The organism is Paraburkholderia sp. GAS41, from assembly GCF_050436545.1.
Lineage (GTDB): Bacteria > Pseudomonadota > Gammaproteobacteria > Burkholderiales > Burkholderiaceae > Paraburkholderia.
Genome location: NZ_JBNDMK010000011.1, coordinates 1 through 18,679 on the forward strand (window position 1 = coordinate 1; position 18,679 = coordinate 18,679).

The 18,679-nt window shown below is 61.3% G+C and carries 19 protein-coding genes; 9 read left to right on the plus strand and 10 right to left on the minus strand.

Features of this window, described 5'->3' with window-relative positions; all coding sequences use genetic code 11:
• Nucleotides 1-205 precede the first annotated feature (205 nt).
• Both P3T43_RS16630 and P3T43_RS16635 read left to right on the plus strand, forming a co-directional pair.
• A complete protein-coding gene (locus P3T43_RS16630) occupies nucleotides 206-910 on the plus strand; it encodes a pseudouridine synthase (RefSeq protein ID WP_429282135.1) in 705 nt (234 codons plus the stop codon).
• Between the two features lie 167 nt (nucleotides 911-1,077).
• A complete protein-coding gene (locus tag P3T43_RS16635) occupies nucleotides 1,078-1,266 on the plus strand; it encodes a hypothetical protein (RefSeq protein WP_429282136.1) in 189 nt (62 codons plus the stop codon).
• A 38-nt stretch (nucleotides 1,267-1,304) separates the two neighbouring features.
• Here P3T43_RS16635 and P3T43_RS16640 read toward each other — a convergent pair whose 3' ends face one another.
• A complete protein-coding gene (locus P3T43_RS16640; protein WP_429282137.1) occupies nucleotides 1,305-2,318 on the minus strand; it encodes an NAD-binding protein in 1,014 nt (337 codons plus the stop codon).
• Nucleotides 2,319-2,385: 67 nt separating this feature from the next.
• Here P3T43_RS16640 and P3T43_RS16645 point away from each other — a divergent pair, with 67 nt between their 5' ends.
• The 3 genes from P3T43_RS16645 (at nucleotide 2,386) to P3T43_RS16655 (ending at nucleotide 5,463) form a co-directional block, all read left to right on the plus strand.
• Complete coding sequence (locus tag P3T43_RS16645) at nucleotides 2,386-3,417, plus strand: CDP-6-deoxy-delta-3,4-glucoseen reductase (protein ID WP_429282138.1); 1,032 nt, start codon at nucleotides 2,386-2,388, stop codon at nucleotides 3,415-3,417.
• Between the two features lie 320 nt (nucleotides 3,418-3,737).
• Nucleotides 3,738-4,922 carry an acetylornithine transaminase gene (locus tag P3T43_RS16650; protein WP_429282139.1) on the plus strand — a complete coding sequence of 395 codons (1,185 nt, stop codon included), beginning with the start codon at nucleotides 3,738-3,740 and terminating at the stop codon, nucleotides 4,920-4,922.
• Between the two features lie 22 nt (nucleotides 4,923-4,944).
• Complete coding sequence (locus P3T43_RS16655; RefSeq protein ID WP_429282316.1) at nucleotides 4,945-5,463, plus strand: GNAT family acetyltransferase; 519 nt, start codon at nucleotides 4,945-4,947, stop codon at nucleotides 5,461-5,463.
• Nucleotides 5,464-5,619: 156 nt separating this feature from the next.
• On the opposite strand, the gene P3T43_RS16660 is transcribed toward P3T43_RS16655, so the two are convergent.
• The 7 genes from P3T43_RS16660 to P3T43_RS16690 all read right to left on the minus strand — a co-directional run bounded on the left by P3T43_RS16660 (nucleotide 5,620) and on the right by P3T43_RS16690 (nucleotide 12,253).
• Nucleotides 5,620-6,336, minus strand: a complete 717-nt coding sequence (locus P3T43_RS16660; protein ID WP_429282140.1) for an ABC transporter ATP-binding protein — start codon at nucleotides 6,334-6,336, stop codon at nucleotides 5,620-5,622.
• On the minus strand, nucleotides 6,336-7,112 hold the full coding sequence (locus P3T43_RS16665; RefSeq protein WP_429282141.1) for an ABC transporter ATP-binding protein: 777 nt from the start codon (nucleotides 7,110-7,112) through the stop codon (nucleotides 6,336-6,338). Before P3T43_RS16665 ends, P3T43_RS16660 begins: the two co-directional genes overlap by 1 nt.
• A gap of 19 nt (nucleotides 7,113-7,131) precedes the next feature.
• Complete coding sequence (locus P3T43_RS16670) at nucleotides 7,132-8,301, minus strand: ABC transporter permease subunit (protein ID WP_429282142.1); 1,170 nt, start codon at nucleotides 8,299-8,301, stop codon at nucleotides 7,132-7,134.
• 24 nt (nucleotides 8,302-8,325) lie between these two features.
• Complete coding sequence (locus P3T43_RS16675) at nucleotides 8,326-9,276, minus strand: branched-chain amino acid ABC transporter permease (protein WP_429282143.1); 951 nt, start codon at nucleotides 9,274-9,276, stop codon at nucleotides 8,326-8,328.
• Between the two features lie 226 nt (nucleotides 9,277-9,502).
• A complete protein-coding gene (locus tag P3T43_RS16680; RefSeq protein ID WP_429282144.1) occupies nucleotides 9,503-10,294 on the minus strand; it encodes a hypothetical protein in 792 nt (263 codons plus the stop codon).
• 541 nt (nucleotides 10,295-10,835) lie between these two features.
• Nucleotides 10,836-11,795 carry a 4-hydroxy-3-methylbut-2-enyl diphosphate reductase gene (ispH, locus tag P3T43_RS16685; protein WP_429282145.1) on the minus strand — a complete coding sequence of 320 codons (960 nt, stop codon included), beginning with the start codon at nucleotides 11,793-11,795 and terminating at the stop codon, nucleotides 10,836-10,838.
• A 2-nt stretch (nucleotides 11,796-11,797) separates the two neighbouring features.
• Nucleotides 11,798-12,253, minus strand: a complete 456-nt coding sequence (locus P3T43_RS16690; RefSeq protein WP_429282146.1) for an FKBP-type peptidyl-prolyl cis-trans isomerase — start codon at nucleotides 12,251-12,253, stop codon at nucleotides 11,798-11,800.
• Between the two features lie 269 nt (nucleotides 12,254-12,522).
• On the opposite strand from P3T43_RS16690, the gene radC reads away from it, so the two are divergent.
• The 4 genes from radC to nadB all read left to right on the plus strand — a co-directional run bounded on the left by radC (nucleotide 12,523) and on the right by nadB (nucleotide 15,914).
• A complete protein-coding gene (gene radC / locus P3T43_RS16695; RefSeq protein ID WP_429282317.1) occupies nucleotides 12,523-13,356 on the plus strand; it encodes a RadC family protein in 834 nt (277 codons plus the stop codon).
• Nucleotides 13,357-13,634: 278 nt separating this feature from the next.
• A complete protein-coding gene (gene rpmB / locus P3T43_RS16700; RefSeq protein ID WP_187637179.1) occupies nucleotides 13,635-13,868 on the plus strand; it encodes a 50S ribosomal protein L28 in 234 nt (77 codons plus the stop codon).
• A 10-nt stretch (nucleotides 13,869-13,878) separates the two neighbouring features.
• Nucleotides 13,879-14,046, plus strand: a complete 168-nt coding sequence (gene rpmG, locus P3T43_RS16705; RefSeq protein WP_074263557.1) for a 50S ribosomal protein L33 — start codon at nucleotides 13,879-13,881, stop codon at nucleotides 14,044-14,046.
• Nucleotides 14,047-14,315: 269 nt separating this feature from the next.
• Complete coding sequence (gene nadB / locus P3T43_RS16710) at nucleotides 14,316-15,914, plus strand: L-aspartate oxidase (protein ID WP_429282147.1); 1,599 nt, start codon at nucleotides 14,316-14,318, stop codon at nucleotides 15,912-15,914.
• Between the two features lie 82 nt (nucleotides 15,915-15,996).
• Here the strand turns inward: nadB and nadA are convergent, their stop codons facing one another.
• Nucleotides 15,997-17,136 (minus strand): quinolinate synthase NadA, encoded by a 1,140-nt coding sequence (nadA, locus tag P3T43_RS16715; protein ID WP_429282148.1) that lies wholly within the window; start codon nucleotides 17,134-17,136, stop codon nucleotides 15,997-15,999.
• 153 nt (nucleotides 17,137-17,289) lie between these two features.
• Entirely contained in the window at nucleotides 17,290-18,486 is a 1,197-nt protein-coding gene (locus P3T43_RS16720) for a DesA family fatty acid desaturase (RefSeq protein WP_429282149.1), read from the minus strand.
• Nucleotides 18,487-18,679: the final 193 nt, after the last annotated feature.

An 18,679-nucleotide genomic window follows, 5' to 3' on the forward strand; every position in this document is an offset into this window, starting at 1 on the left:
CAGGAAGGCACGCCCAATGAAATCCTCACGCGTCCGGCGGACGATTATGTGCGGCGTTTCGTGGAACGGCGCGCAGGCGTGCAGCACTGAGGCGCACGGGTCAGGCGAGGGAATGCGTGCAGCGCCGGGTAGAATGCACGCGAAGTGACGGATCGCAGACTGCGGTCCGTCACCTGCATTTCGCCCCGCCGTTCTCTCGCTCCCCATGAATCTCGAAAGCGTTCTCTTCACTCAGGGTTTCGGCTCACGACGTCAATGCCGCGCGCTGATCGCTGACCAGCGCCTGAGCATCGACGGCGCCGTCCACGCCGATCCCGACGCCGATGTCCCGACCGAGGCGCTCAATTTCACCGTCGACGGCGTGACGTGGCCGTATCGCGCGCAGGCCTATCTGCTGCTCAACAAACCCGCCGGCTACGAATGCTCGCGTGAGCCGCAACATCATCTGAGCGTCTTCAACCTGCTGCCGCCCCAGTTTGCGGTGCGCGGCGTGCAATGCGTCGGCCGCCTCGATCAGGATACGACCGGGCTCCTGCTGCTTTCCGACGATGGCAAGTTCGTCCATGCGTTCACCTCGCCGAAACGCAAGGTGCCGAAGGTCTACGTTGCCACCACCCGCCATCCGCTCGACGACGCGCAACTCAGCGCCTTGCGCGAGGGCGTGCTGCTGCATGGCGAGCCGAAACCGATTGCCGCCGTCGCAGCGCATGCACGCAGCGAGCACGCGCTCGAACTCACCGTGCTCGAAGGCAAATATCACCAGGTCAAGCGGATGGTCGCCGCGGCGGGCAACCGTGTGGAGGCACTGCATCGCGAGCGGATCGGCGGCTTGAGCTTGCCCGCGACGCTCGCCGAAGGCGCGTGGCAATGGCTCGACGAAACCGACCTCGGATCTTTACGGAGCGGGTAAACCGGTATTCGAGGCGCCGCGCCCTGTCCCATCGAGAACGCTGTGTGCCCCGCCCCACAAACGCTAGCGTTAAGGCCCCGATTGCGCTGCGTCGCAGCATGCTCTTCCTGACAAGTCGCCCTATACTCGATTAAACAACCATTACAAAGGTTTCTGGGAGGGGCGCCATGGTCATCAACAATTCGTTCGAGATCCCGGCCGCGATGATTGCGTTTGTCTGCCTTGCCGTGCTTTTCGTCGGTGCGCTGCTGATGGTGATGCACGTTCGGCACAAGTATCATCCGAGCCTGATTGGTGCGCTGATCGGCGCGGTGCTGTGCTTTCTGCTACTGGAAGCGCTGCCCGCTCTCACCTGACAAAAGCTCGCGGCGCCACGGCCTGGCGCCGCCGGATGTCAACGCGTTGCGCTGCGCAGGAAATCCGCCACCGTCGGATAGCGCAGTTGCACGCGCAATTCCCGCTTTATCCGTTCGTTCACAAGTCGCCGCGATTCGCGCATGAACGACATCATCATGGGCTCCATCTGCACCTCGGCCTCCGCACGCGTGATGCGCTGCGGACGTTCGAGCCCGTACGCATCGGCCACCGCGTCGAAGTACTCGCCCATTTTCAGCATCGTATCGTCCGACACGTGGACCACCCGCCCACGCCGTCCGAGCCGCATCATGCGCACCAAAATCGCGGCAAGGTCGTCGGCGTGGATATGGCTGGTGTAGACGTCATCCGCATCGAGCAGCGCCGGCGTGCGTTTTTCGAGCCGCGCGAGCGGCAAGCGGTTGCCCGCATAGATGCCGGGGATGCGGGCAATGCTTGCCTGCACGGCGCCGCGTGCGGTCGCGCGACGCAGTTGCCGTTCGGCCGAGACCCGCCGCGTCGCCCGCGGATTGGCCGGACGCACGGCGCGTGTCTCGTCGATCAGCGCCCCGCCGCAGTCGCCATAGACCCCCGTCGTGCTCGCGTAAACCATCCGCACCGGTGCCCGCGAACCCGCAGGGCGTCTTACCCCGTCGGGTACAATATCGGCTGTTTCCCGTTCCATCCATGCAGCGCGAAGGCGGCGCAACCGCGCGACCGGCGCAACGGCACTGCGTGAGGGCCGGATGCGGCGTGCGCTCAGGGTCGCGAGCAAGGCGCGTGTCCGGCGGTCGTCGTCGCCGGACTTTTGCGGCGGGGCCAGATGCAGCACGCGCGGGGCAAGTCCCGCGAGGCGCTTCAGGGTGCGGCGCGCATCAAGGTCGCCGATCAACGGCGTCACGCCCGCCGCGCGCAATTCGGCGCAACGGGCAGGCTGGGTTGTCAGCGCAAAGAGATGCGCGCGCGGCCGCAGCAATTCGACGCAACGCATGCCGACATCGCCGCAGCCCACAATGAGCACGCGCGGCCGGCGCAAGTTTCGTGTGGCTTTCATGGTGGACGCATTGTAGCCGTCAGGCACGGCTCGCACCGATTACCGACTCTTCGAACTCGAACAAGCTATGGCATTTAATGTAACCCTCCGGCAAAGCGGCCGGCAGTTTCAGGTAGAACCCGACGAACCCGTCCTGAGCGCGGCCCTGCGCCAGGGCATCGGCCTGCCGTACGGCTGCAAGAACGGCGCTTGCGGTTCGTGCAAGGGCAGCGTGGTGAGCGGCGAAGTCGAGCAGCGCCAGCATTCCTCGTCGGCGCTGTCGAACGACGAAAAGACGCGCGGCATGGCGCTCTTCTGCTGCGCGACACCGTGTACCGATCTCGAGATCGACATCCGTGAAGTGGCCGGGGTCGGCGACGTGCAGGTCAAGAAACTGCCGTGCCGTGTGAACGCCATCGAACGCAAAGCCGACGACGTCATCGTGCTGAAGCTGCAGTTGCCCGCCAACGAACGCCTTCAATACCTCGCCGGCCAATACCTCGAATTCATCCTGAAGGATGGCAAGCGCCGCAGCTATTCGATGGCGAATGCGCCGCATGTCGAAGGCCCGATCGAACTGCACATCCGCCATATGCCCGGCGGCGCGTTCACCGATCACGTCTTCACTGCCATGAAGGAGCGCGACATCCTGCGCTTCGAAGCGCCGCTTGGCACGTTCTTCCTGCGCGAAGATTCGGACAAGCCGATCGTGCTGCTGGCCTCCGGCACCGGCTTCGCGCCGCTGAAGGCCATCGTCGAACATGCGGTTTTCAAGAATCTCGAGCGGCCCATGACGCTGTACTGGGGCGCACGCCGCAAGAAAGACCTGTACCTGCTGGAGCTGGCCGAGCAATGGGCGCGCGAGATTCCGAACTTCCGGTTCGTGCCCGTGCTGTCCGAGCCGGACCCGAGCGACGCATGGACGGGCCGCACCGGCTTTGTTCATCGTAGCGTCATCGAAGACCTGCCAGACTTGTCGGGTTATCAGGTGTACGCCTGCGGCGCACCCGTGATGGTCGAATCGGCGCAGCGCGATTTCACCCAGCACCATGGCCTGCCGGAAGACGAGTTTTATGCGGATTCCTTCACGAGCGCAGCCGATCTCGCGAATCCGGTTTAACCCGCCCGTCCATCCCGTGAACGTGCCGTCGTCAGCCCTGAAAGCCTGCGCGGCGGACCCAGAAAATCCGCCGCGGACGAAATTCATGGTTTACACCGGCGCTCGCGTTGTCGTATTCTTTCGCGCATGAACCGCATCCAGTCCGAACTTCGACGTCGCCGCTCGCTGCTCCCTTAGGGACGCCGCCGGCTTTGTCACGGATTCGCGCCGATCAGGCGCATGTTGTTCGAATCACGAAAGCCACGGCATGCCGTGGCTTTTTTGTTTTCCCCGCCCCTTTTTACTGGTCCTTCACCCCGCAACGCCCGGAGCCTGTCGCCATGAATTTCAATGAGTACCCCGTCGAGTCGCTGATGTACATCACCAACCGGCCCGAAATCGTTTTCACGCACGGCAACGGTTCGTGGATCTACGACAACACCGGCAAGCGATACCTCGATTTCATCCAGGGGTGGGCGGTCAACAGCCTCGGGCATTGCAACGAAGGCATGATCGAAGCGCTGAACAAGCAGGCGCAATTGCTGATCAATCCGTCGCCGGCCTTCTACAACGCGCCGATGGCGCAACTCGCAGAGTTGCTCACGCAGCATAGCTGCTTCGATAAGGTGTTCTTTGCGAACAGCGGCGCCGAGGCGAACGAAGGCGCCATCAAGCTCGCGCGCAAGTGGGGCAAAAAGCACAAGGACGGCGCCTTCGAGATCATCACGTTCGATCACAGCTTCCACGGCCGCACGCTCGCCACGATGTCGGCGAGCGGCAAGCCGGGCTGGGACACCATCTACGCGCCGCAAGTACCGGGCTTCCCGAAGGCTGATCTGAACGACATCGCGTCGGTCGAAAAGCTCATCAACGGCAAGACCGTCGCGGTGATGCTCGAACCGATCCAGGGTGAAGGCGGCGTGATCCCGGCAACGCGTGAGTTCATGCAGGCGCTGCGCGCGCTGACGCAAAAGCACAACATCCTGCTGATCGTCGACGAAGTGCAAAGCGGTTGCGGCCGCGCCGGGACGCTGTTCGCGTATGAGCTGTCCGGTGTCGAGCCGGACATCATGACGCTCGGCAAGGGCATCGGCGGCGGTGTGCCGCTCGCGGCATTGCTGTGCAAGGCCGCGGTGGAGGTGTTCGAAGCCGGCGATCAGGGCGGCACCTACAACGGCAATCCGCTGATGACGGCCGTGGGGTACTCCGTGATCTCGCAACTGACCGCGCCGGGCTTCCTTGAAGGCGTGCGGGCACGTGGCGAGTATCTGCGCGCGAAACTGCTCGAACTGTCAGCAGAGCGCGGCTTCGAAGGCGAGCGCGGCGAAGGGCTGCTGCGCGCGCTGCTGCTCGGCAAGGACATTGGCAACCAGATCGTCGAAAAGGCCCGCAACCTGCAGCCGGACGGGTTGCTGCTGAACGCGGCGCGTCCGAACCTGCTGCGCTTTATGCCCGCCCTGAACGTGACGAACGAGGAAATCGACCAGATGATGGCCATGCTGCGCTCGATTCTCGACACCCTGTAATCCGCCTGGAACGCACATGACGATGACGACGGACACACCGCTCTCGATCCGCTGCTTCGAAGCCGGCGACACGGACACCGTCGTCGCGTTGTGGCAAGAGGCGTTTCCCGAGTACCGCGACGTCACGAGGCCGCAACGCAACCCGCATCTGTCGATCGCCAACAAGATGGCCACGCAGCCGGAGCTATTCTTTGTTGCCGAGCTGGATGGACATCTGGTGGGTACCGTGATGGCAGGCTACGACGGCCATCGCGGCTGGATGTATTCGCTCGCGGTGGACATGGCATATCGGCGGCATGGCCTCGGCACGCGGCTGGTCGCGCATGCAGAAGCGGCGCTGACTGCGCGTGGCTGTCCGAAGGTGAATCTGCAGGTGCTTTCGGGGAAAGACGATATCCGCGGATTCTATGAAGCACTCGGGTATCGCGCGGATGCCGTGATCAGCCTGGGCAAGCGGCTGGGCGAATTCGCCGACGCCGCGTCTTCCGGGCCTGATGCGGCTGGTGCGGTTGAAACGACAAGCTCACATTCCGCTGCGTAATGCAGGGCGTCTGACCAACCTCGCCGCCGTTTTCACGCAAGGCGCGCCGAAAAAGACAAAGGCCGCATGCTCGACTAACGCATGCGGCCTTTGTTCTTGCGCGGGTCGGAGCGGTTTTTTGAGCCGCCCGTTCCCGCTTAACGCTCATTCACCGACTCATTCACCGAGGTAAGCAGCCCGCACCTTCGGATCATCGAGCATCTGCTTCGCATCGCCGGACATCGTCACCAGACCTGAGTCCATCACGTAGCCGCGATTCGCCGCCTGCAGCGCCAGGCGCGCGTTCTGCTCGACCAGCAGCACGGTCATACCTTCGCCCGAGATCGCCCGCACCACTTCGAAGATCTTCTCGACCATGATCGGCGACAGACCCATCGACGGCTCGTCGAGCAACAACAGCTTCGGCTTGCTGATGATCGCGCGCGCCATGGCCAGCATCTGCTGCTCACCGCCCGACAACGTGCCCGCATACTGCGAGGCCCGTTCTTTCAGACGAGGAAAGAAGCCGAACATGCGATCCACGTCTGCCTTGATGGCGTCCGTGTCGTTGCGCAGATACGCGCCCATCTGCATGTTCTCGATGATCGACATGCGCGAGAAGATGCCACGGCCTTCCGGCACCATCGCCAGACCGCGCTTCAACAGCTCGTGCGCGGGCAGCCCTTTGATGGACTCGCCCATGTACTCGATGTCGCCCGCCGCGTACGCCTTCAGACCGGTGATCGCCTTCATCGTCGTGGTCTTGCCCGCGCCGTTCGCGCCGATCAGCGTGACCAGTTCGCCTTGCGCCACTTCCAGGTCGATACCCTTGACTGCCTGAATGCCGCCGTAATTGACCTGTAGGCCCTTGATTTTCAACATTGCCGTAGCCATCAGTGGACCCCCGCACCCAGATATGCCTCAATCACCTTCGGGTCTTTCTGCACGTCTTGCGGCAGCCCCTGGGCGATCACCTTGCCGTAATCGAGCACTGTCATGTTGTTGCACAGGCCCATCACCAGCTTCACGTCGTGCTCAATCAGCAGAATCGTCTTGCCATCGCTGCGGATCTTGTCGAGCAGCTTGGTGAGTTCGACCTTTTCCGTTGCGTTCATGCCGGCGGCCGGTTCGTCCAGTGCCAACAGCTTCGGATCGGTTGCCAGCGCACGGGCAATTTCCAGACGACGCTGGTGGCCATACGACAGGTTGCGCGAGGTGTAGTCCGCGTATTGCAGCACGCCGACATACTCCAGCAGTTCAAGCGCGCGTTCCTTGATCTCGCGCTCTTCCTTGCGCTCAGCCGGCGTCTGGAATACGGCGCCGAGCAGGCCGTGCTTCGTGCGCACGTGACGGCCCACCATCACGTTTTCCAGCGCGGTCATGCCGCCGAACAGACGGATGTTCTGGAAGGTACGGGCAATGCCGGCCTTCGCCACCTGGTACACCGCGGTCGGCGTGTAGGGCTCGCCATCAAGCCTGAAGTCGCCGGAGTCCGGCGTATAGAGGCCCGTAATCACGTTGAAGAACGTGGTCTTGCCGGCGCCGTTCGGACCGATCAGACCGTAGATTTCACCGGCCTTGATCTCCAGGCCGACTTCCGACAATGCCTGCAGGCCGCCGAAGCGCTTGTTCACGCCTTTAACGGACAGACGGATGTTGTTATCGCTCATTAGATTTCTCCTCCAGGCCTTAGGCGCGCACCGGCTTCTTGCTGTTGCGCTTCGCGATTTTCGCAATCTTGTCCTCGTGCTTCGGCGCCGGCCACAGGCCTTCCGAGCGGTACAGCATGATGAGGACCATCGCGAGACCGTACAGCAACTGGCGGATCACTTCGGTGTCGACAATTTCATGGCCGAAGATCATGTTCTGCAGCGGACCCATCGTCGAGCGCAGGAATTCCGGGAACACGGCGAGCAGCACCGCGCCGAGAATCACGCCCGGGATGTGGCCCATACCGCCCAGCACCACGCAGGCCAGCACCACGACCGATTCCCAGAAAGTGAACGATTCCGGCGACACGAAGCCCTGGAAGCCGCCGAACATCGCGCCCGACAGGCCGCCGAACGACGCGCCCATCGCAAACGCCAGCAGTTTCACGTTACGGGTGTTGATGCCCATCGCCTTGGCGGCGATTTCGTCTTCACGGATGGCGGCCCATGCACGGCCGATGCGCGAGTGTTGCAGGCGCGTACACACCCAGATCACCAGCAACGCACACAGCACGAACAGGTAGTAATACATGTACACCGTCGTGAACTGGAAGCCGAGGAAGTTGTGCGTCTGCGCGAGGCTGAAACCGCCCACCTGCACCGGATCGATCCCCGTGATCCCCTGCGGTCCGTTGGTGATGTTCACCGGACGGTCGAGGTTGTTCATGAAGATCCGCACGATTTCCCCGAAGCCCAACGTCACGATGGCGAGGTAATCGCCACGCAGACGCAGCGTCGGTGCGCCGAGCAGCACCCCGAACATCGCGGCCAGTGCCATGGCGATCGGCACGATGATCCAGAACGGCGTATGCAGGCCGTGCGGGAACATGGCGCCGATCCACGCGAATTGCGTGGACAGGTGCGGCGACGACAGCAGAGCCGTGGTGTAGGCGCCGATCGCGTAGAAGGCGATGTAGCCCAAATCCAGCAGGCCGGCAAAGCCGACCACCACGTTCAGGCCGAGCGCGAGCATCACGTACAGCATCGCGAAGTCGAGCACGCGCACCCAGTAGTTGCCGCCGACTGCGCCGATGATCATTGGCGCAGCGATGACGAAGATCGCGGTGATGATGCCGACCGTCAGGGTCTTGGTCTTGTTCTTTTCGGGGATGAGCGTCGTGGACGGCTCGATCGGTTGAATTGAGGTCATGTTATCTGCTCCTTATGGCCCTGGTCAGGCGCGATCTGCAACACGTTCGCCAAGCAGGCCGGACGGACGGAACACCAGCACGACGATCAGCACGATAAATGCGAACACGTCCTGGTAGTTACTGCCGAACACGCCACCCGTGAGATTGCCGATGTAGCCCGCACCCAACTGCTCGATCAGGCCGAGCACCACACCGCCGACCATGGCGCCGCCCAGGTTGCCGATACCGCCCAGCACTGCCGCGGTAAAGGCCTTCAGACCGGGGATGAAGCCCATGTAGAAGTGCGCATTGCCGTATTCCGACGCGATCATGACGCCGGCCAGCGCAGCGAGCGCCGAACCGATCATGAAGGTGGCCGAGATCACGAAGTTCGGATTCACGCCCATCAGGCTCGCCACGTTCGGATTTTCGGCAATCGCGCGCATGGCACGGCCGAGCTTCGTCTTGTGCACGAGCAGCAGCAGCCCACCCATCACGAGGAACGCCACCACGATGATGACGATTTCAGTCATCGAGATCACGGCACCCGGGTTGTTAGGACCGGCCTTGATCACGTTGAGCGGATCGGTAGGCAGCAGTTGCGGGAACGGCAGCGGATTGCGCGACCAGATCATCATCGCAAGCGTCTGCAGCAGGATCGACACGCCAATGGCGGTGATGAGCGGCGCCAGACGCGGTGCACGGCGCAACGGCCGGTAGGCCACGCGCTCGATCGTGTAGCCGACCACCGAGCAGACGACCGCTGCGATGATCAACGCGATGATGAGCGTCGGCACATGGCCTAGCCCAGGAAAGTGGTTCTGAAGCACGCCTATGGCTGAGAGCGCAACCATCGCGCCCACCATCAACACATCGCCGTGAGCGAAGTTGATGATGCCCAAGATGCCGTAAACCATCGTATAGCCCAGTGCGATGATGGCGTAAACGCTGCCAAGCACCAGTCCGTTGAGGATCTGCTGGATGAAGATATCCATTTAATGCTCCTTAGCCCGTGCGACTGGATTCGCGTCTGCATCGACCGGTGGGCGGTCATGTTGTACGGAATCGCAACGGCACTGCGGGTACTGATGTAAAAGACCGGTAAGGGTTATCCGCCGCCGACTCGTCATGCGACCGGGATGCAGTCGCCGCCTCGTCGGAACCGGATGCAAAAACGACACCATTGGGTGGGCCAGGTGCCGTCAGGCCGTACTCCCGTCATCACATCTCTACGGCGTCGAGGACCGCAGCTTCGCTGTCCCTGAAGTCGTAAAGCGTAATGGCGCCTTCTTTCAAATCACCCTCGTGGTCGAGTGCGATGTGGCCGGTTACCCCGTTGTAACCCGTGGACAGCATCGCAGCCAGCACCTTGGGCGTGTCGAATGAGTTGGCGCGCTTCATTGCATCGACAATCACGCACCAAGCGTCGTACGTGAGCGGCGCGTCAATCTGCACCGGCATGTGGGAACGGTCTTCGGCCAACTGGTCAAATTCCACTCCCGGGGCCATGGTCGAAAGCGCGACTTCCACCTTCGAACAGACCGGGTTATGCACGACGGACTTCGCCGGCTCCCCCACCTTGTCGGTACACACGCCATCGCCGCCAAGGATTTCTGCCCTGATTCCGGACGTGGCCGCCTGCTTCGCAAGCCGCCCGCCCGTCGTGTCCATTCCGCCCGACTTGCTGACGTCCGGCCGGACACGGTTGATCGTAGTGTGAATGGCGAGGCGTTCCCCGGCCTCGTGCAGCGCGTGACGCGGCGTGGCAGGCACGCACTGAATGTGCTGGCCTTCGTTCGCCTGCTTTTCGGTGGTGATGTCCTGAACCGCCAATCGCGTCCCGTTCTCGTTGTATTTGCCTAAACAGGCAATCCTTCCCATTAATGGGGCCGCATGGCTGGTCGCAGCGCTTGTTGCGTCACTGCCCGCCTCGCCGTCGTTCTTCTTGCCGCACGCGGTCAGCGTCTCAACCGCGGCCGTAGCGGACACGGCGTAAGCAAACTTGACTCGCATCAGGTAGGTCTCCGGCGCCTTGCTAAATTCATTGCTCGAGACCCAGAGGTCTTGAGAACGCGCGCATTGTAACTCCAATTATGCGATAGGCAATATTGTTGAAACGACAGGGTTTTCCTGCATTGCAACCGTATTTTATGAGCAATAGCGCACAAAAGGCGCAACCAGGTTGCGACACTTTCCCGTGCATCAGTTGCACCATCGTAGACCCCAACAGCATCAAGTGTTGCGGCAATTGCGGGCATTCCCTGATTTCATCGTGTTGAGCGATAGGTACTACGTTTCTATATCCGTTCGCTTGCACGCACAATGTTAGTGCATCAAAAATCGGCAGTGACGGATATCACTGTTTTAAATGGGGAACGACCACTGGTTGAACGATAAAATAAAATCGCAAAGCCGTAAAAATTTTGTGTGGCGAACACTGAAAACGACTCTGTTTTCATGATTTGACACTTATTAACAGAGCCGGCTTCTATTCGGATGAACATAAAAAAAGCGCGCCCAACGCGCGCTTTCTTACAGAAACGAAAGTGAAATGTCAGGCTGGCAAGCCCAACCCTCGCGGCAGCGGAAACGCGATGTTTTCCTCGATACCTTCGAGCGCTCGCACGTTACGGACACCCAGCTCACGCAAACGCGCAATCACGGCCTGTGCGAGCACCTCCGGTGCCGAAGCGCCGGCGGTCACGCCGATGCGGCGTTTGCCGACGATCCACGCCGGATCGATCTGGTCGGGCGAATCCACCATATAAGAAGGAATGCCGCGCTTCTCGGCGACTTCGCGCAAACGGTTCGAATTGGAACTGTTCGGGCTGCCCACCACGATCACCACGTCGCATTGAGGCGCCATGAACTTGACCGCGTCCTGGCGATTCTGCGTGGCGTAACAGATGTCCTGCTTTTTCGGCTCCTTGATGGCCGGATACTTGGCCTTGAGCGCAGCAATGATCTCGGCCGCGTCGTCCACCGACAGGGTGGTTTGCGTGACGAACGCAATCCGTTTCGCGTCCTCTAGCTGCAACGCCTGCACGTCCTCGATATCTTCGACGAGGTACATGCCCTCGGCCGCCTGACCCATCGTCCCTTCGACCTCGGGGTGCCCCTTGTGGCCGATCATGACAATGTCGAAGCCTTCCTGGCGCATCTTCGCCACTTCGATATGGACCTTGGTGACGAGCGGACAGGTGGCGTCGTACACCCGCAAACCGCGCAACTCCGCTTCCGCCCGCACGTCCTTCGAGACGCCGTGGGCACTGAAAATCACGGTATTGCCGGCCGGCACTTCTTCCAGCTGCTCGATGAAGATTGCGCCCTTCTTGCGCAGGTCTTCCACCACATAGGCGTTGTGAACAATTTCGTGACGCACGTAGATGGGCGAACCGTGCAGCTTGATCGCGCGTTCGACGATTTCGATGGCCCGATCGACACCCGCGCAGAAACCGCGCGGTTGCGCCAACAGGATCTCGGCTTCAGCCAGAGTCGTATCCGTGGTGCTCATGTTTACAGAATCCCGATGATTTTCACTTCGAACGCCAGCGCCTGGCCAGCGAGCGGATGATTGAAATCGAACAGGGCGGACGTTTCGCCCACTTCCTTCAATACGCCTGCGTAACGTCCACCACCCGGTGCGTTGAATTCGACGAGGTCGCCTGGCGAAAAATTCTCACCGATCATGCTGTTTTCGCGCAGCGTGGCGAGCGACACCCGCTGGATCAGCTCCGGATTGCGCGGGCCGAAAGCCTGCCCTGCCGCTAGCTGAAAGGTCGAATGGTGCCCGACCTTCAATCCCAGCAAAATATCTTCCAGCGGCGGCGCCAGATGACCGGCGCCCAGCAGGAGCGTGGCCGGCTTTTCGGTGAAGGTGTTGATGACTTCGGCGCCATCGGCAAGCGAAAGCCGGTAATGGAGCGTGACGTGCGAACCGGGTTTCACTTCAGAGATGTCGATGATGCTCATGCAGTAACTCGTTCAGTCGGGACGCGCTGCACGCGTGCGCCGAAGGCGCAGCCTGTGCGGGTGGCAAGCCGTCATGGCGCCGTGCGCAAAGGTTCTATTGTAAGCCACATATGGAGCATCGGCTTGGCTGCATCGCAGGCACCGCCGCCACGGGTTAGGAGTTCCCTGCCCATCAACCGGAGAACCATGAGATGGACTATCACGCCTGCGCGGAAGCAACGGCCACTCCAGACGTAGATGACGCCGCGGTGACGCCATCCGGACTGGCCATGCCCAAGGCGGCGACAGGCGGCCCGGCCACGCTCAACGGGCGGCCCAGAGCCCCTTCCGGGCCAGACAGGCGCCGGGCAAGCACTCTCGAGCCAGCCGATCCCGGATCGGACCTGTCTAACGCCATCACGCCGGATTCGGCCCCGCCTCGATACGCTCGACGCCGCCGCTCGCAAAACAAATGCGAGATGCCTCGCGAGCGCTTACTCGACTTCGGACCGGCCACCCTCACCGATGCCGAACTGGTCGCACTGGTGCTCGGTTCGGGACTGCCGGGACATAATGTATTTGGCATCGCCCACGCCTTGTTGACGCGCTTCGGCTCGCTGCGCGCGATGCTCGAGGCTACCCCAGCGGATTTCACGGGGCTAGCGGGCGTCGGACCTGCGAAGACGGCGCAGTTGCTCGCCATCCTGGAACTGGCGCGGCGCTCGCTCGTCGAAAAAATGCGCGAAAAGCCGCTCATCGATTCGCCCGAAGCGGTCGAGGACTATTTGCGTCTGCTGATCGGCTCGCGGCCTCACGAAGTCTTCGTTTGCCTGTTCCTCGACGCCCACCATCGCCTGATCGCCACCGAAGAAAGCTCGCGCGGCTCGCTCACGCGCATGGCGGTGTATCCTCGCGAGATCGTCCGCCGTGCGTTGTCCGCCAATGCCGCCAGCATGATCGTGGCGCATAATCACCCCTCCGGCGCGGTCAAACCCAGCGCCAGCGACCGGCGCCTGACGCAAGTGCTGCGCGATACGCTTGCGTTGATCGACGTCCATCTGGTCGATCATCTTGTCATCGGCTCACACGAGACCTTCTCGTTTGCGCGCGCCGGCTGGTCGTGAATTCCCGCGTTGCCACGCGCTGAAACAAGCACCCGGGGCACGGCCACGCTCTCTGGATGTAGCGCGGTTATTCCGCCGTTGCGCCCCCTAGGCGATCGCAAATAAGGTTTGATTTATCGGCTTTTTTTCTGCTAGAATTCCGGTTTGCCTGTTTCCAACCCTGTTCCGAAGCCATTAAAGGCCTTCCGGGGGATAAGCGACTGAGTAATCATCGCAGCCTTCCCGGGAAACTTTCGCGGCGTCCGAACTCAGAATTAGCGTATTAGGAGTGCTCTCATATGGCACGCGTATGCCAAGTAACTGGGAAAGCGCCGATGAGCGGCAACAACGTTTCCCACGCGAACAACAAAACCAAGCGCCGGTTCCTGCCGAACCTGCAAAACCGCCGTATTTGGGTGGAAAGCGAAAACCGTTGGGTGCGTCTGCGCCTTTCGAACGCCGGCCTGCGCCTGATCGACAAGAACGGTATCGACGCTGTGCTCGCAGATCTGCGCGCACGCGGTGAAGCCTAAGGAGTAAATGATGGCAAAGGGCGCACGCGACAAGATCAAGCTGGAATCGACCGCAGGTACGGGTCACTTCTACACCACGACGAAAAACAAGCGCAACATGCCGGAAAAGATGGAGATCAGCAAGTTTGATCCCGTCGTCCGCAAGCATGTGCCGTACAAGGAAACCAAGATCAAATAAGATCTTGCTTCCTGTTTGTTGATGAAAACGAAAACCCCGCACCTGTGCGGGGTTTTTTGTTTTGGGCGAGCCGCTTCAACCCCACGCTTCTGCGTCCGCTTTCTTGCTGCTTGTTGGCTTCAGCCCAGAGTCCCGCGCGTTTCGTTTGCTGGCTACATCAGCCATCCGGTTAGCTTTCCCGAGAGTCGTGCGACGCGTATCCTCTCTCGTTTATCCGTGAGCGGCAATACAGGTCGCAACGGCGGGTCAAACGATGGAGACGCAGGAAGATGAATTTTGATGTGGCAATAGTCGGTAGCGGCCTGGCGGGTCTGAGCGTTGCACTGAATCTGGCGGAAACGCGGCGGGTCGTGATGATTGCCAAGGTTTCGATGACCGAAGGCGCGAGCGACTGGGCACAAGGCGGCATCGCCGCCGTGCTGGATTCGGCGGACAGCATCGAAAACCATGTCAGCGACACGCTGATTGCCGGCGGTGGGCTGTGCGACGAAGCAGCCACGCGTTTCATCGTGGAGCATGGCCGCGAGGCCATCGAATGGCTGATCGCCCAAGGCGTGCCGTTCACCAAAGACGATGCTGCCGAACTCGGCTTTCACCTCACGCGCGAAGGTGGCCACAGCCACAGGCGAATCATCCACGCCGCGGATGCAACCGGCCACGCGGTGGTCGCGACGCTCAGCGAACGCGTGCGCCGCCATCCCAACATCACGCTGCTGGAAAATCACTATGCGATCGACCTGATCACCTCGGACCGGCTAGGCCTGCCCGGGCGGCGCTGTCACGGGCTATACGCGCTGGACCTGGAAAGCGGCCGCACTGTCACCATCGAGGCGCCGCATACGGTGCTCGCTACCGGCGGCGCCGGCAAGGTGTATCTCTACACCACGAACCCCGACACCGCGACGGGCGACGGTATCGCCATGGCCTGGCGCGCCGGCTGCCGGGTCTCGAACATGGAATTCATCCAGTTCCACCCAACCTGCCTGTTCCATCCCTACGCCAAATCGTTCCTGATCTCGGAAGCGGTGCGCGGCGAGGGCGGCATTCTGAAGCTGCCGGACGGGACGCGCTTTATGCCCCAGCACGACGAGCGCGCCGAACTGGCGCCACGGGACATCGTCGCGCGCGCAATCGACTTCGAGATCAAGAAGCGCGGCATCGACTGCGTGTACCTCGATATCAGCCACCAGCCGGCAAGTTTCCTGCAAGAGCATTTTCCGACCATTCTCGCCCGGTGCCTCGAGTTCGGCATCGACATCACCAAAGAACCCATTCCGGTCGTACCGGCGGCGCATTACACCTGTGGTGGCGTCGTCACGGACCTGGCCGGCCGCAGCGATCTGGCAGGCCTGTATGCGGTCGGCGAGACTTCTTGCACCGGACTGCACGGCGCCAATCGACTCGCCAGCAATTCGCTGCTGGAATGTCTGGTGATTGGTCGCTCGGCCGCGGCAGCCATCGAAGCGGAAGGCCTCGGCGCCGCCGTTCACGCTCCGCTTCCCGACTGGGATGAGAGCCGCGTATCGGACCCGGACGAAGAGGTCGTAGTGGCGCATAACTGGGACGAACTGCGCCGCCTGATGTGGAATTACGTCGGCATCGTACGAACCGACAAGCGGCTGGCGCGAGCCCGGCATCGCCTCGCGCTACTACGTGACGAAATCCACGAGTATTACGCGAACTTCAAGGTCACTCGCGATCTACTCGAACTGCGCAATCTCGTGGATGTTGCGTCGCTGATTGTCGAGAGCGCCCGCTCGCGGCGCGAAAGCCGCGGGCTCCATTACAGCCGCGACTGGCCCACCGCGCTGCCCAAGGCGTTACCTACGGTGCTGTCACCGGAAAACGTGCGGAACCGTAACGTCTGACGCGCGGCTTAACGTTCCGGTTAACGCGCCGACCGGAACGAAACCATGCCCGTTTCCGCGCGCGTACGCGCCGCGTCGAGATTTACGCCGGCCCCACGTTAGAAAAGAGCGCCGCGTCTTTCGCAAGGTTGCCGCTCGTCTGCACTCGCTTCTTGTGACGCGCCGCGAAATCGAGCATCCGGTCGATCGGCACGCGGGCCCGCTCCCCCACCGCACGATCGACAAATATCTCGTTGTGACCACGCTCCAGCACATCGGCCAGATTCGCGAGCCCGTTCATGGCCATCCACGGACAATGCGCGCAACTCTTGCAGGTCGCGCTGCTACCGGCAGTAGGGGCTTCGATAAAAGTCTTGCCTGGCGCAGCGAGACGCATCTTGTACAGAATGCCCAGATCCGTGGCCACGATGAAGTGACTGGCATCGAGCCGTTGCGCGGCATCGATCAGTTGGGTGGTCGAACCCACGACGTCGGCCAGCGCGACGACACTCTCGGGCGACTCCGGGTGCACGAGGACCTTCGCGTCCGGATACTGCGCACGCAGGAGATCGAGTTCAATCCCCTTGAATTCGTCGTGCACGAGGCAAGAGCCCTGCCAGAGCAACATGTCCGCGCCGGTCTTCTTCTGGATGTAGCTACCGAGATGGCGGTCCGGCGCCCAGATTATTTTTTCGCCGCGCGCATGCAGATCGGCGACGATCTCCAGACCGATCGACGAAGTCACCATCCAGTCCGCCCGCGCTTTCACCGCTGCGCTGGTGTTCGCATAGACCACGACCGTGCGATCAGGATGCGCGTCACAGAATGCAGAAAACTCGTCGACGGGGCAGCCCAGATCGAGCGAGCAGGTCGCATCCAGATCCGGCATCAGCACGCGCTTGTCGGGACTGAGAATTTTCGAGGTCTCGCCCATAAAACGCACACCTGCGACGACCAACGTCTGCGCCTCGTGATCGCGACCGAAACGCGCCATCTCGAGCGAGTCCGCCACGCAGCCGCCGGTCTCGTCGGCGAGCTCCTGCAACTCCGCATCGACGTAATAGTGCGCAACAAGCACTGCCTTCTCACGCGCCAGCAAGGCGCGGATACGCGCTTTCAGCGCGAGCTTTTCTTCTGCCGACGGCGTGTCGGGCACTTTGGCCCACGCCTGTCCGATGCCGCAAGTCAAACCCTGCGCGTGCGGCTGGTCGTATTCGACGCTCCTGATCACCTGCTGATTCATGATCTCCTCTGCCCTGCTGATGCGCCGCTCATCGCCGTGGGTCGTGTACGTAGCGCCCGACGTTTTATGCGGCCTAGAAAAGCAAAACCCCGCCAAACGCGGGGTTTTGTGACGTACCTAAATCTTAATGGATTTCGTGCTCAGCTTCCTGGCTCAAGCATAGCGGCGCAGGCGCATCGCAAACTCCTGAAGTGCCTTGATGCCGCTTTGTTCGGCACGATGACACCAGTCCTGCAATTGCACGAGCAGTTGTTCGCGCGAGGCGTTGGAACGCTCCCACATGGCCGCAAGCTCATTGCGCAACTCGATGTAAGTGCGCAGCTTCTGGCTGTTCGCGAAGATCTGCGGCAACTGACGCTTCTGCGGTTCATCAAGGCCCGCTTCTTCCTTGTGGAACCAACTGCGTGCACCGCGCATGACCTGATACTTTTCACGCGCACCGACTTCCTTCAGATGCGCCAGCTCCTGGCGGTATGCGCGCTTGAGCGCCTTACCGTAGCGGGCCATGACTTCATAGCGGTTTGCCAGCACGGCCTGCAAGGTATCCTGGTCAAGCACCAGCTTGCCCGTGGTCAGGCGCGGCGTGGGTGCAATCTTCTTCACCTTGGCGAGGCGGAAGGCCGACATGATGCGGATATACATCCAGCCGATGTCGAACTCGTACCACTTGTTCGACAGCTTGGCCGATGTCGCATACGTATGGTGGTTGTTATGCAGTTCTTCGCCACCGATCAGGATGCCCCACGGGAAAATGTTGGTGCTCGCATCCGACGAGTTGAAGTTGCGATAGCCCCAGAAGTGCGCGAGACCATTGACGACGCCAGCCGCCCAGAACGGAATCCAGATCATCTGCACCGCCCACACCGTCAGACCGACGAGGCCGAACAGCGCGACGTTGAGCACCATCATCAGGCTCACGCCGAGAATCGGGTACTTCGTGTAGACGTTGCGTTCCATCCAGTCGTTCGGCGTGCCGTGACTGAACTTGCGCATCGTTTCTTCGTTCTTCGCTTCGGTGCGATAGAGCTCGGCGCCTTCCAGCAGCACCTTCCAGATACCGCGCGTTTGCGGGCTGTGCGGATCTTCTTCGGTCTCGCACTTGGCGTGGTGCTTACGGTGAATCGCGGCCCATTGGCCGGTCAGCATGCCTGTGGTCATCCACAGCCAGAAGCGGAAAAAATGACTGACCGCGGGATGCAGGTCGAGCGCACGGTGCGCCTGGCAGCGGTGCAGATAGACCGTCACGCCAATAATCGTGATGTGCGTCGCCACGAGCGTGTACACCACGAGTTGCCACCACGAGAAGCGCAGGAGGCCGTGGGCAAGGAAATCAAGCAAGGAATTCAACAAGGCAATTTACCTGTGGAACGAGAGAAACAGGGCAATAAAAGACAGCACGTACCGAGTAACCAGAAGGCAACCAAAAACGCGGCGTCAAGAAAGTGAAAGCATACGAACAGATTGGACGTCATTCTACTTGAACCGTTCCAAGTGTTTGTAACAATTGGGGATTTTTTGTAGCGCAGCAACCAGGGCAAACACG